We start from the raw sequence: 12,504 nt of genomic DNA, 5'->3' as shown, positions 1-12,504 counted from the left end.
TTACAGTTGTCTAACAATGCCGTTCGAAGAGACAGCTTTAGTTGCTTTTTGTTGCTGCTGCATATTTTCCCGGGCCGCATCCTGTACTTCTAAAGGAACTATGCGAGCTGGGTTTGAGGTCGAATTCTTGCCAGCAATCCATGTTTGCGGTTTTACGTTGACATAAACGTAGCCGGGAAGATTAAGCGCATCGTTATCATCGGTATAAGGTGCAAAAGTAATTCTCATTACTTTCCCCTGTTGCAGAACAGCAAGTGGTTCAGGAGCCACTACAGCTTGTTTATAACCTTGCGAACGGTATTGCTGGATCTGCCCAGGGTTGAGAGTCGGGTTAACGGGCTGGCCATTGTAAAGAGAGTACATATCCTTACCAGGGCTGATATCAGAATTAGGTGCAACGTAGCGTGGGGCATTTCCAGCAGAAACCGGATAGCTTGTTTGTTTAACGACTTCCGCAGCCGGATGAACGAAAGGGTTACCAGTTGAAGAGGCAGTGCTATAACTGCTAGTCATCCTTACGTTTGAATTAACCGGTACACCAGAAATAGGCCGTGGTCCAATGGATGAAGTAGGGGCACCCATTTTTAAAGTTTTATCGTACATGACAGGTAACTGACCAACTGGCTTAATTTCGGTTTTTGAATAAGCCACAGGCTGATTTTTAAGGGTAGTAGACTGTGGATATTTGACTTCCCCTGGAGGGCTAATTTCAGTTGGATAACGGCTGTCATTGACAGCCGATTTCTCCTTTCCCGATTCCGACTCTTCCCCCGCCAGTGCAGACAGATCATCTCGATTATTAGTTAACTCCATAACTTCGCGAGGACCTTTACAGATAACGCCCTTTTCAATGCCTGGACATTCGGATTCGGAACTACCGATGGAGCACCCCGTAAGATATGAGGATGTACCTACAACCAGAGCACTGAGTACCAATCTTTTGATGTTCATAAACTAGCCTTAATTTGTCTCAAATGGATTTTTTAAGAGAGGTTCAACGCTTTGGTTCAACCAGTAGTCGAAATCTTTTGGAATGCCATTACCAGCCAAACCATCCTGTCTGACAACTGAAGGTACACCCTGCAATTTATAAATTCCTGCGAGCATCAATGACGCTACCAAAGGTTCCGCCGGACATTCTTCTGCTTCTTTTTGAGAGAGCAATCTTTTTTCAATGTCGGATTTGCTTCCCATTAGCCAACGAAGAATATCGAGGTTGTTTATTTTTCCTTTTTCTTTACTACACCAGAGCCTTCTAAGCTCTTCTTTTGGCTCACCGGGTGAGGGAACTAAAACAATATCTATCCGATACTTGTCCCGATCTGCATAGAATTTCTTAACAAGTTCCATGCAACCGTCACAATCAAGTGTTATGAAAATGGCTGCTTGTCTTTTAAGCTTTGAATTTCCCAGAGGAATGGACGCTACAGTTTCCAGAGGGAAGGGGGCCTCATCAAGACTAATAAAATAGGAATTCCTGATTTCTTCTACAGTCAGAACAGGTTTACGTTTAATTACATCAACAAGGCTTCCCCCAGTAAGGGAGTATCGGCCATCGGTCGTTACTGCCATTAGCTGCGAACGTTCGTCCTGAAAGAGGTATAGCCCACCAGAAGGAATGTATATGGCATCCTTAGGTTTATATCCTTTCATTTTTGATAACACACCCGAGATCTGACTGGGTGAAACGCCACCTTCCTTTGCCTTTGCCATTAACGCAGCAGCATCACTATTAGTTAGGACCTGCTCTGAAGCATAAGTGACCGTATTCGCCATAATGGCGAAAGCCGCCATTAAAGGGAAAAGTAACTTTTTCACTATTGGGTGCCCTCTACTTCTTTGCATTATAAGAACTTGATTGTACCGCTTCAGAGCTATCTTCAAGTTCCATATAAGTGACGATTTCAACACTATCCGGTACAGTAACGGCAAGCGTTGCATCAATAATTAAATAGCCACGGTCACGGTAGATCTTCATTAATGTTCTGAAATATTCTTCGAATTGAGATCTATCATTGTCAGCAGTACGGCCTCCGTGATGCTTGAAAAATTCCTTACGTAATTCAGGCATGTCAAGCACTGCAATCTTGTACGAAGGCTGGGATTGTTTATTGAAGTAATCGTAAACATTCATAAAGCCTTTATAACCATAAATAATGACCAATACGGCAAAGGCGAAGAAAAATAAATACTTCAATATTTTTTCAATATCAATTTCGAAGGTAATTTTTTTTGTTGTCCTTTCTCGCACCATTTTTTTAGTGATTTCAGGTCCAGCTGATTCAGGCGATTCTTTTTTTTCTAAACTATCCATTTAAACCTCAGCGACTGGTCAGATTCGTTGGAATTGTAGTTCCGGTCTGAACGACAAATGTAATAGCTCGGCCAGGGCTAATTTCTACGATTGGCCACTGTTGTTCTGCAATTGCGGTGTAGTAATCGACGAGTCGATTAAGACCACCTTGAGCTGCACCAGCCCCGGCTAATGCCCCAAGTGCACCAAAATTAGGGGACTGATACTGAGCCTGTGAATTAGGGTCGATGTTAAGTGAAGATACCTTACTGGGACTTAAGCTACCGGCAAGTGAAGAAAGTCCACCGGCAAATGCAGCTCCTGCAATTGCGTTACCATTTCGGCTGATAAGCGTGCCTCGGATCCCATTTTTTCCGTCATTTTCACTTACAGCATATGCTTCCAGTTTTACGTCAAAAGCTTTCCCTTTTGAATTAACACAAGAGATAGAAGTGGCACGTATGTAAGCACGCTGTGACGCCAGATCACCAACAGCTGAACCCAGAAGATTACAGTCACGCAAATCCATGGTGAAATTATTGGGCATGATGACATCTTTTTTAATACGCATCGTTACTGGCATTGGTTCTGATTTGGAAGAAAGGCTTGTAGGCGCTTCAAGCCCGGTAATCAGAACACCAGTGATAATAGATGTTGCCGGAAGAAACATTTCATCTTTTCGGGCAGCATGCCGCGCTTTGCTATCAACTGGCGCAGTACCATCACCTCGTACAGTCCGAGTTGGCGCTTTATCTCCTGCAATGACCTCTCTGCCTTCCTTGATTCTGTTTTCAGACACGGGCATAACCTGAATGACACCATCGGTACCATTAGTCTTAATGGAACTTTGTGTGATTGTTCTCATTGGGCTATTACGCGTAGGTGTGATAGAAGCGTAATTAGGGTTTACGCCATTAATCGGCGCATTAGCATTAAGCTGATAAGGAGCTGCCGGTGCCTGCTCATTAATCGTTTTACGCGAACTACCAGCATCCAAGTTACGATTGCCGTTTCGATTTGTCTGCATATCATTAATTTGCTGAGACAGCTGCTGAAGTTGAGAAGTTAAACTTGCAACTTGGGCTTTAGTTTCCTGTTGGGCTTTTTCTGCTTTTTCGCGGTCCTCTTTCGCCGCATTTTGGTCAAGTCGGTTTTGCTTAACCATTTCTTTATATACTTTCTGGCTTTCTTCATTACTCAATTTGTTCATTTGCGAATCATCTAACAACAAATTGGTCTGCATGTCTTTTTTCTGTGTTTTCTTTTCTTTCTTAACTGGTGTGGAAAAAATAGACTGGCTAATAATATAAACAATCACTACCAGCAGAGCGCCAATAACAGAAAGTCTGACGGTCTTATTTTCCCAGGCCTTTTTAATGTCCATGATTAGCTCCACTTGTAGGTTTCTGGAATCGTTTAATTTTTAGATTTCGTTCGCTGTCAGACATCTGAGGAACGATATAGGGTTCACCTGCTCTGGCCCAGTTTTCACGAACAGATGGATGATTCATTTCAGCTTTATCTATCTGGCTCGTTCTAGATATTTCATGTTTGTAATTAGGTTCCAAAACGTTACTTTTGTGATAGTCAAAAGCATTCTCCTCATTAATATTGCCCTCTCCTACAAATTTATCAATAAGAGTTGGATCGTTCATTATTACTGTCTGAACGGGAAAAGCGTTACTGCCATCTTCGATACTAATGGGTGCGTCCGGAACGATTAATACACTCCTTTTTGGTATATATTCTGACCTGTAGTAAAAGCTGGTTAAAGCAAATACGACAAAACCAATCACGGTGGCCCCAAGCAGAGCAGGCAAAGTAACTTTTCCCATATTATTTTCTGATTAGACTTGGTCTGGTTGTAACCCGGGCCTCGCGTTCCTTGAACAATTTATCCCGGACTATGTAAAGCTCTGTTTCTTCTCCCGGTTGCAGGTATGCTTTATCAAATAAAGCACTTGCAATAACGCCTTCTGCCATACACTGCTGATCAGCAACGATTTGACCGTATGGTTTATCGTTTTTCACAAGAATTACATCAATAAGTTCACGTGAGCCAACCAGTCTCTGACCGAGCTTTGCATACATATTAAAGTTACATGGTGACTGCTCTGGCGCAGGAATACGAGAAAGTCGGTCCTGTTGTAAACTGAATCCTGAAGGGACCTCACCAAGAGCCACAGGAGTCAATAAATCAATGATTCTTTGTTTATGATCGTCTTGTTTTGGATCCGTTGGAGCCAGTTCTTCTGACTGGGAGCGGGCCAACATTTCCTCATAGTTTTGCTTATCCAATGAGGTTTCACGTTTGGCTTGCATAGATGGGCTTAAAGATGTAGTAACTGAAATCATCGCACCGGGAACATCAAGCGGTACCAGGGTCAGGTTATAGGTCGATTCAGGTACCTGATCTTCAGACAACATAATCCCGATTGGTTTATCGGTATTAGTTGAAATAAAGACATCGCCACCATTAACAAATATGCTTGCCTCTTCAGCAGGGGTAGAAGTACTGACAGAAGCATTCTTGAAGCTGGTCGATATTCTGTTTTGAAGTCCTCGTGAAACTGGCAGTACCACATTCCCACCAGGCGGCACATTTACACGCTGAACTTCTTTATATCGGTTACGAGCTTCGACATAAAGTTCATCGGCTTTTGACGTGGCGGTCGCATTGGTTGCATTCTGCTGGGAAGAGGTACCTGTTGGTCTCCCATAGCTATCAATTGCACCAGATCGGGTCTGTGCGTCAAATCCGGGGAGACTAGGATTATTTGATAATGCTCCAGTAATAGCGCTTACCGCAGGCGAAGCATTGCTGGCTGGGGAAAGTTGCACGGTAGGGAGATCAGTTGTAGGTTTTTGTCCCTGCGCATTACCGGCTTCACTAAGGTTTGTTTGTGCACCTGACTGTTCAGAACCAGCTTGACCCGGAATAATGGCTTTTGCAGCTCCATTCTGAAATCCGTCAGCACCAACTGGCATTACAACCGGGTTATTAATTGTTGCTGGCAATTGGTATTCTTCAGCGATTACGCAGTTCGAAGTCGTGAGCATGATCAATGCTGTAATTGCGTTGAAGCCTAAGCCCTTTTTTTTAATCATCACTTGTTACCTGTAGACGGTGGCGGATTATCCAGCGTTGCCAGTTGCTCTTTGCCGTTTATCGTAATTTTTTTAATATTCGGTGTTCCGGAATATTGATTTACATATGCAATTCTTGGGCGACCATTTTTCATCCCGAGAACCCATTCATAAGTCCATTTCGATGATTCAGTTTTGTCCGGAACATTTACAAGTCGAGTCGTTTTGGTACCCCAGACATAGACCATGTCATTTTTTGGATCAAAGTAAATATCATTAGGCTTAAAGGTCTGCTCAACACCACGAGCCTGCATGATATTTATCTGCTCCTGTAAAGACTCACTCGTTTTAGCCTGTAGTTCAGGTGAAAGGGCATCGAGGACATAGGCCGTCACAAAGGAAATATTAGTTGGATTAATATTCCCTAAAAGGGTACTAAAAAAGAGAGCCCATTGTGTTTTATAAGATTCCGATGCTTTGTTACCAACAACCGTGATCTCTTCATTCATGTTTGGAGGGGTAACAATCGTCACTGGGTCAGTGAAAAAAAGAATCTTTGCAACCAATAACCCAATGACGGCTATTGAAACAGTATTAATGCGGATAAGTTTTGTATCACGATTAATCAGGGCGCTGTATGTAATTCCAGCACCTGACGCTTCAGCTTGTGGGCTAAATCGTTTTTTAATGTCCAAAAAACGTCCCTTAGCACTTTCATCTTTCTTTACGTATGACTGTTCAAGATCACCGTTTTCATCCTTTTTAGATTTTTTGAAAAAAGGGATGTTAATGCCACTTAGCATTTTCATTCATAGCTCCATCAAGAATACAAATCTCTGATAAATGGATCGTTGAAATAACGGCTACTAAAAACTGCTTTACCTGGCAAAAAACCGAGCCACCAGAGTTTGTGTTTTAGCAATCCTCTTATTCCTGACTCAGCTGCTTTGTTATACGCAATCCAATACACAACCGCTGCTACAACAGAAAACCCGAAGCATTCGAAGATATTCCCAAATGCAACCAGAATGAATGCAAGCCCTAATTTTTTGGCATCCCAAAACAAAATCAGTAGAGGCATGTTGATCCTGAAAGGGAATCTATAGGTATGCTGAGGAACGTCGTTCTGCTTACTCATTAAAAATCCAGAGAGGGGGATGAACCCCCTCATGCATGATTAACAATAAATTACAGCGGTACGCCAGCATCCATAAAGGTGCTGATAATTTTCTCGCCGTTGGCCATTACCAGCATCATGAATAATGAAACCAGTGCCAGGCCCGGGTTAGGCTTAAGGACAGAGAAATATACGCTTGAGATCAACATCGCGGCTGCCAGAATTTTGCCCGGAGCTCCAGTCATACTTTCACTCATGTATGACCAAATATCTCCCAGTGCCCCATCATCTGAACCCGCATATGCCAGACCGCAAAAAAGCACGGTCAGCAGAACAAACAAAATCACTTTTGCGCTTTTTGTTTTAAAAAGTGCAGCCGTGTTAGATTTCTTTTCACTAAGGCCAATATTTAAAGAAAGTTCCATAATTACTCCGTGTAGATTTGAGTTCACGTAAACGCGAATGAATAATACTTTTTTATTCCGATCCTTCCGTTCGCATAAACCCCCTTTTTTTAACGTTTAGCGATTGGTGAATTTTTAAGCAAAGGGCCTAAAGCATAATCTTTGAAAGGTACCAGTGAACGCTTAGTAAAAGTTTGAAAGAGGGGAGGGGGTAAGATTACGTTAAGCTCAATCCTGAAGCTGATGAGACTCCTCAAGCATAAAAGTCACTTTTGATGGTTTGAAAAGCTCTAACTAGATATCGGGCAGGTAACTAAGCTTCATATCTAATCTTTTTTGTTCCCTTATTATCTATCTCTTGATTCTGAGAAGGCCGCATATCACTGTGCTCCCTGGTTCGGCAACTATCAGTTGGAGAAACTACATACAATCCTCGGGCCGGTGCGTCATTCATCTAAATGCCTTTTACACCTCTGGGCGTGAGTGGGACTTTGTCTTGTCCATACGAACATCATTCATTCGAATGCTTTTGGCCAATGCTATTTAAGCAAATGCTTTCTGGCTGAGTCCTTTTGCGAATGAGTCTTTGATATAACTGCATGAATTTTGGGTTGTTTGGTGTACTAACAAAACAAAGGCATTTCTTTGAATGCCATTGGAGTTGTGATGCTTCTGATATTTTTTTGATCTCATATCAAGCACATAGTCCTTCTGATGCCCAATGTCATAGATGTCTTGGACCATTCTCGCTCTTAACAAAGCTGAACTGTGTGTCATTCGACCTAATGCCATTCACCAAAATGCCTTTTTATACCACTGCATAGCTATGCTCGGGATACAGTGGCAAACAAAAGCATTTCAATGAATGAATTTTTGGGATACCGACATCAAAAGCATTTGTATGAATGTAAGAGGCGTAATCCACAAAAGGCATTCACGTGAATAGAGTGCGCACGAAACCATCTTGCTCAACGGCATTTAATGAATGGGCTAGCATGTACGCTTGAGTCAGAAAGGCATACAGATGAATAGTCAGGAGTTCGTTTGAAAAGTTACTTTTTTGCACATTAAGCCGAGATGTAAGACCAGTAGTAAAAGAAGCACTAAGCATAGCACTGATAAATAACTTATTTTTCAGCAGGTTATAACCAGTGCATACCAGATAGCTTTCAACCTTGTTTGGCAAGGGCCAGCTTAGGGCTTCTTTTGAAGATCTGAAATTGTATGTCGCGACCTTTCTTAACTTCTTGATAATCGAGATATCCGATAGATTCAAGTTCCCGCATTGCTTTACGAATTATCTGGTTTTGCGTACGAATAGGGGTTGTAAGAAGCAACCTTTCCCTCAACCGTTTCATATTAACGAACAACGTACCAGCTGGCATTGCTTCAAAATAAATATAGAGAGATTGCGCAGCTTCTTTTTTAGCCAAAATGTATAGAACCTGAAGGCTTAACAATGTCTTATGGTCGTAACGATACAGTTCCCACATAGAAGGATCCCCAACCAGCTCAACAGTATCGCTTTTTGGATCAATCATAGCCTTCTGCACCAGATGCGTTACTGTGAACCGACCACTACGAGAGTCTGAGAAGGCAAGCACTACCGATGCAAGGTTCATTAATGACTCTTTAAAGCGCGCACGAGTTCGTTTGTTGATGTTTGTTGAACTGATACCACACATCTTCGCAAACTCGTTAAAAGTCAGGCTAATCTTCTCGGAAGTAAAACCATATTTACTGAAAGCCATGATGATCCCGAGCCAGCACTTAAAGTCGGTAGACATAGATAGTTTGACACCAGTTATCTTGATGTCGTCATAACCCTCCGATCTTGCAATTTCCATACACGAAAGCTCATCAGAGGCATCAACTTCAAAGTTTCGGTCGCGGTTTTCTTTTGTGCCGACAGGGGTAAATACACTCAATCTCAGCAGGGCCACGGGCTGAACCGACTTGGACGAGTTAGGCGTCAGTTGATAAGTCTTACCTGATTCATTACTGGTTACGTCAAAAGGATGGATTAACTCGTTGTTTTTAATCATTAACTTAACTCGTCGGTGATAAGATTTTCATTTGGCAAACTGTTTATAACATATTCTTGCAAATGCTTTTTACGCATTTACCTAAATGCCATAAGCATTCCAGTAAATGCCTTCCTTATTCATTCAAATGCTTTTCGCATGCATCCGAATGCCGGATCCTTTCATAAAGTTACTATAATCAATGAGTTAAAGATGCCGTGATCTTTACTTGAACTCTATTGATCTTTAGTGATCTAAAGAATTGATCTAACCTGTTGAAAACAATGATAAGTCCATATAAAACAAGGAATAGCGCTCCTTTATCAATATCTACAGATCGCAAACGGAAATGAAAGTGGGTTTACTATCATTGTTTTATTCAAGACAGTTTTTATTTTAATTTTATTAAGCAAATTTTTTGAGTTTACCTTTTAGATGTATCAGCCCTATTTGGCAAATTTGAGGTTCATGTATCATGTAGTAAACAGGAGGAAGATATGAACAACAGCAAACATACAGTCATTGAAGTGGATACTAATCTAGTTGAAATTGAAAAGGGATTTAATCCCCGAGAGGCGGTAATCGGAGATTTGTGTTACGAACAAGAACCTGTCAAATCGATGATTGTGTCAATCAAACAAGCCTTTAAGGAAGGAAGGCAGGTTGATATGATCAAGGTCGTAAAAAGAAAAGGTAAATATTTAGTTCGTCAAGGTCATACTCGTTTTCATGGCTTAAAATTAGCAATTTCTGAAGGTGCTAATATTCCAAAATTATCTGTTATCTTAATCGATTATAAAAACGAAATTGAAGAATACCTTGAGAACCTCGATGGTAACAGAAGCAATGGGCTAAATCCGGTTGGGCAAGCTCATGCATTAGCTCATGCTGTTAGTCTCGGGTATTCGGTTGAAGAACTAGCAATGCGATATCAACGATCAACTACCGCAATTCGTAATATGCTAAAAATCCTTGATATGCCATTAGAGCTTCAACGTTTGATTAGCCTAAATCTAATCAAAAAAACGCTCGCCATTGAAATAATGTTAAAATATTCCAACGATCACAAAATGGTTTTAAAACATATAGAAGGTTTCTTACCTGGCGTTAAGAATATTGAGACTACAACGAGCAAAATTGTAGGCATACCTGAACACAATGCAGCTGGAGCAGGACCAGACACCTTAAATAAAGGCGGACCAGAAAAGAAAAATTCGGCAGTCACACGTAAGACTTTGGGTATTAAGCGCCTCTCGCATAAGAAAACAGAACGGCTAAAATCTGAATTTCTTGAGCTTGTGGAAAGTACACATACGGAATCTATAACGAATACTCAAACAGAACTAAAATTTGGTAGAGATAGTGCACACTTGTTCAAAAATGTTGATAGTAAAAATGTAATATTTTCTGATGATGGTGTTCAAATAATCTTGAATGATGAAAAGCTAAATATTTTATTGTCTTTACTTAACGACGAAAATACAGCAATCATTCTTTCTAAACCAAAATTAGAAGAGCTTCTGGAAATTCGAGATCTCCTTAAGGAATAAAAAACCGAGGATTAGTTGAGTGATTAAACCTATAAAGCTGACTCTTATCGATAATTATAATGATTTGCTTCTAACTCATGAAGTCCTTAAACGCAACATGGAAGAGTTAGAACACGGTAAACGTTTTGACCAATTTCCTGAAGGGCATGACCACTATGAAAAAACTGTGAAAGAAGCTGTAGCAATCGTAGAGGCACGTTTGGAGGTGTTTCGAAAATGAAATCTCTTTTCTTTACTCTTGATGGTCATATGGTACCAGCCTCAGTGAATGTATCCCTTAACGGAGATGGAAATTATTATGCACCTATCGAAAGAGAATGTAACGAATGTGCGGGCACAGGCCACAAAGGGGCTGATGTATGTGAAAAGTGTCATGGGGTACAAACAGTTGGACCCATTATTGAAAAATTAGTGGTACTAGAGCCAATTACCTTTCTCGATAACATTCCGGAACTGCGTGTTAACCCAACACTCGAAGCATGGAAATCCAGAAACCACGTACTTATTGAGAAAGCAAAAAAGGCTAACACTAAGTTTTCTAATAGTATATTGGCGCAACTAGACAATAACCGTTTTTTGACAGAACGCCAGCTGGATTGTTTCTTTACAACCTTTGATGTGATGTTGTCTGAAACTCCGGAAAATGAACAAGAAATTTTAAAACATAGCTACAATATCGGCCAGGTCATAAGCATTGAACTAACATTTACTGAAGTCAGGGCCGCGTACGCAAAAAGTAAAGGGAGTTATTTTTTTACATTTACTGGTAAAGTTAGAAATGACGGGATCGCTTTAACGGCCGATAAACAGGATCACATTTTATTGGGTGAACGTTATCATTTGACTGGAAAAGTCAGAAAATTCTATGATTTTGATTCGAAAAATTATGCTGCAATAACAGTTTTTAAGTTAAGTAAACTCCAAGACAGTTAAATGTTTTACTGCTTAAATATAGAGCCAAGACTTAAACTGTCGTTAGGACTCACTCACGTAATATTGTTGCTTACGCAATGGGTTTTATCCCTCATAAAGATCTGCGAGTATAAATCTTTTACATTTAAATTCCCCTCTATCACAACCTTTTCAATAGTAAAAAAATGATAATCTTATTAATTATAATTTTTAATTTTTTGTATACCAATACCATACAGTTAAGGCTAAAAGGTGATGATGGAGATGGACTTTAAAATGCACAATGATCTGGGTCTCGGTTTCATTTGTAAAAATGCAAGAACATCGTCAAAGCCAACGTTAAGAAAAGTTACTTTTCCGGTAAGCGCATATGAAACGTCTAAGCTTTCTTTAACCGGTTTTCAATGCCCCACAGCCTGCCGATTTCCTTTTTTTGTGCTATGCATGATAATCCATAACCATCTTTCGTCTGCATGCCCTATCAACCAAAATGAATGTTCAAATCATATATCGCAATTTTCTATCGACATTAAAGTACAAGATTGGCTTAGCCGTTCAAGAGTAGCGTTTATTGATTTCCATAATCTAAGAAATACAGATAAAACCACATTAATAACAGTGGAACATCTTGAAGCTTTACTTACTGTTATGTCAACTACTCTTGTCGCTTACGCTCCATATTCAAAAAAGAGACTTAACTTTAGCTTTCTAAATTCATTTACTTTGTCTAAAACTTCTCAAAGTTACACATTAACTTTCCCGGTAGTTCTCAGTCCGCTTTTAGATGCTCTTGGCGGTTTCATTCAGGAATGCATAACCGAAAAATTGTTAAAACGACGAAATTCGAATTTCATGGTTTACGAGTATCTTAAACGTTCAGGCCAGAGCTCTCATAAAGTGGAGGACATTAATAACGACTTACAGCTTAAAACTCTAAATATAAGACTTATGAGCGTCCTTACTGGGCTTTCTCAGCAAGGACTCATTTCATTTATTTGCGAAGGAAAGAGGGGCGACCGGAGAATAGAAGAGCTTCAGTTTATACCTTATGTTCAACGAACTCACCCTGAGGTATTAACTTTTCAGGAATGGATTAGCCCCGTTGATTAGAATTAAC

Annotated in this window: 14 protein-coding genes; 4 read left to right on the top strand and 10 right to left on the bottom strand. The window is 40.5% G+C overall.

Translation table 11 applies throughout. From position 1 onward, the window contains the following. The 10 genes from trhV to ACLJRH_RS21955 form a co-directional block, all read right to left on the bottom strand. Nucleotides 1-951 carry an IncHI-type conjugal transfer lipoprotein TrhV gene (trhV, locus tag ACLJRH_RS22000; protein WP_001022588.1) on the bottom strand — a complete coding sequence of 317 codons (951 nt, stop codon included), beginning with the start codon at nucleotides 949-951 and terminating at the stop codon, nucleotides 1-3. A 9-nt stretch (nucleotides 952-960) separates the two neighbouring features. Continuing rightward, nucleotides 961-1,713 carry a protein-disulfide isomerase HtdT gene (gene htdT / locus ACLJRH_RS21995; RefSeq protein ID WP_182911723.1) on the bottom strand — a complete coding sequence of 251 codons (753 nt, stop codon included), beginning with the start codon at nucleotides 1,711-1,713 and terminating at the stop codon, nucleotides 961-963. A gap of 118 nt (nucleotides 1,714-1,831) precedes the next feature. Then, on the bottom strand, nucleotides 1,832-2,314 hold the full coding sequence (locus ACLJRH_RS21990) for a hypothetical protein (protein ID WP_000377632.1): 483 nt from the start codon (nucleotides 2,312-2,314) through the stop codon (nucleotides 1,832-1,834). 7 nt (nucleotides 2,315-2,321) lie between these two features. Further along, nucleotides 2,322-3,677, bottom strand: a complete 1,356-nt coding sequence (gene trhB / locus ACLJRH_RS21985) for an IncHI-type conjugal transfer protein TrhB (protein ID WP_000351841.1) — start codon at nucleotides 3,675-3,677, stop codon at nucleotides 2,322-2,324. Further along, nucleotides 3,667-4,128, bottom strand: a complete 462-nt coding sequence (gene htdO / locus ACLJRH_RS21980; RefSeq protein ID WP_000521242.1) for a plasmid transfer protein HtdO — start codon at nucleotides 4,126-4,128, stop codon at nucleotides 3,667-3,669. Before htdO ends, trhB begins: the two co-directional genes overlap by 11 nt. A gap of 1 nt (nucleotide 4,129) precedes the next feature. Then, complete coding sequence (locus ACLJRH_RS21975; protein ID WP_000592092.1) at nucleotides 4,130-5,401, bottom strand: type-F conjugative transfer system secretin TraK; 1,272 nt, start codon at nucleotides 5,399-5,401, stop codon at nucleotides 4,130-4,132. Beyond that, complete coding sequence (locus ACLJRH_RS21970; RefSeq protein WP_000783153.1) at nucleotides 5,401-6,189, bottom strand: TraE/TraK family type IV conjugative transfer system protein; 789 nt, start codon at nucleotides 6,187-6,189, stop codon at nucleotides 5,401-5,403. The genes ACLJRH_RS21975 and ACLJRH_RS21970 overlap by 1 nt, the downstream gene beginning before the upstream one ends. 11 nt (nucleotides 6,190-6,200) lie before the next feature. Then, complete coding sequence (locus ACLJRH_RS21965) at nucleotides 6,201-6,551, bottom strand: type IV conjugative transfer system protein TraL (protein WP_001447770.1); 351 nt, start codon at nucleotides 6,549-6,551, stop codon at nucleotides 6,201-6,203. A gap of 17 nt (nucleotides 6,552-6,568) precedes the next feature. After that, nucleotides 6,569-6,922 carry a hypothetical protein gene (locus tag ACLJRH_RS21960; RefSeq protein WP_000423602.1) on the bottom strand — a complete coding sequence of 118 codons (354 nt, stop codon included), beginning with the start codon at nucleotides 6,920-6,922 and terminating at the stop codon, nucleotides 6,569-6,571. Nucleotides 6,923-8,070: 1,148 nt separating this feature from the next. Then, nucleotides 8,071-8,946 (bottom strand): RepB family plasmid replication initiator protein, encoded by an 876-nt coding sequence (locus ACLJRH_RS21955; RefSeq protein WP_000594611.1) that lies wholly within the window; start codon nucleotides 8,944-8,946, stop codon nucleotides 8,071-8,073. 476 nt (nucleotides 8,947-9,422) lie between these two features. On the opposite strand from ACLJRH_RS21955, the gene ACLJRH_RS21950 reads away from it, so the two are divergent. From ACLJRH_RS21950 to ACLJRH_RS21935, 4 genes are all read left to right on the top strand, one after another. Next, the gene (locus ACLJRH_RS21950) at nucleotides 9,423-10,475 is read left to right on the top strand and encodes a hypothetical protein (protein WP_001065778.1); all 1,053 of its coding nucleotides are present in this window, start codon (nucleotides 9,423-9,425) and stop codon (nucleotides 10,473-10,475) included. Between the two features lie 19 nt (nucleotides 10,476-10,494). Continuing rightward, nucleotides 10,495-10,695, top strand: a complete 201-nt coding sequence (locus ACLJRH_RS21945; protein ID WP_000594930.1) for a hypothetical protein — start codon at nucleotides 10,495-10,497, stop codon at nucleotides 10,693-10,695. Further along, nucleotides 10,692-11,408 (top strand): zinc finger-like domain-containing protein, encoded by a 717-nt coding sequence (locus ACLJRH_RS21940; RefSeq protein WP_000838219.1) that lies wholly within the window; start codon nucleotides 10,692-10,694, stop codon nucleotides 11,406-11,408. The genes ACLJRH_RS21945 and ACLJRH_RS21940 overlap by 4 nt, the downstream gene beginning before the upstream one ends. A 234-nt stretch (nucleotides 11,409-11,642) precedes the next feature. Further along, nucleotides 11,643-12,497: a hypothetical protein gene (locus ACLJRH_RS21935; protein WP_000970401.1), complete on the top strand. Its 855-nt coding sequence runs from the start codon at nucleotides 11,643-11,645 to the stop codon at nucleotides 12,495-12,497. Nucleotides 12,498-12,504: the final 7 nt, after the last annotated feature.

The sequence above is a fragment of the Salmonella sp. SAL04162 genome, assembly GCF_046551535.1.
Taxonomy (GTDB): Bacteria; Pseudomonadota; Gammaproteobacteria; order Enterobacterales; family Enterobacteriaceae; genus Salmonella; species Salmonella enterica.
This window is presented reverse-complemented; position numbering and strand designations above follow the sequence as displayed.

What these genes read in the sequence shown, in the direction of transcription:
- ACLJRH_RS21935 (WP_000970401.1), top strand. Translation starts at nt 11,643, where the DNA reads ATGATGGAGATGGACTTTAAAATGCACAATGATCTGGGTCTCGGTTTC.
- ACLJRH_RS21950 (WP_001065778.1), top strand. Translation starts at nt 9,423, where the DNA reads ATGAACAACAGCAAACATACAGTCATTGAAGTGGATACTAATCTAGTT.
- ACLJRH_RS21975 (WP_000592092.1), bottom strand. Translation starts at nt 5,401, where the DNA reads ATGATTAAAAAAAAGGGCTTAGGCTTCAACGCAATTACAGCATTGATC.
- ACLJRH_RS21970 (WP_000783153.1), bottom strand. Translation starts at nt 6,189, where the DNA reads ATGAAAATGCTAAGTGGCATTAACATCCCTTTTTTCAAAAAATCTAAA.
- ACLJRH_RS21960 (WP_000423602.1), bottom strand. Translation starts at nt 6,922, where the DNA reads ATGGAACTTTCTTTAAATATTGGCCTTAGTGAAAAGAAATCTAACACG.
- ACLJRH_RS21990 (WP_000377632.1), bottom strand. Translation starts at nt 2,314, where the DNA reads ATGGATAGTTTAGAAAAAAAAGAATCGCCTGAATCAGCTGGACCTGAA.
- htdT (WP_182911723.1), bottom strand. Translation starts at nt 1,713, where the DNA reads ATGGCAAAGGCAAAGGAAGGTGGCGTTTCACCCAGTCAGATCTCGGGT.
- ACLJRH_RS21965 (WP_001447770.1), bottom strand. Translation starts at nt 6,551, where the DNA reads ATGAGGGGGTTCATCCCCCTCTCTGGATTTTTAATGAGTAAGCAGAAC.
- ACLJRH_RS21955 (WP_000594611.1), bottom strand. Translation starts at nt 8,946, where the DNA reads ATGATTAAAAACAACGAGTTAATCCATCCTTTTGACGTAACCAGTAAT.
- trhV (WP_001022588.1), bottom strand. Translation starts at nt 951, where the DNA reads ATGAACATCAAAAGATTGGTACTCAGTGCTCTGGTTGTAGGTACATCC.
- htdO (WP_000521242.1), bottom strand. Translation starts at nt 4,128, where the DNA reads ATGGGAAAAGTTACTTTGCCTGCTCTGCTTGGGGCCACCGTGATTGGT.
- trhB (WP_000351841.1), bottom strand. Translation starts at nt 3,677, where the DNA reads ATGGACATTAAAAAGGCCTGGGAAAATAAGACCGTCAGACTTTCTGTT.
- ACLJRH_RS21940 (WP_000838219.1), top strand. Translation starts at nt 10,692, where the DNA reads ATGAAATCTCTTTTCTTTACTCTTGATGGTCATATGGTACCAGCCTCA.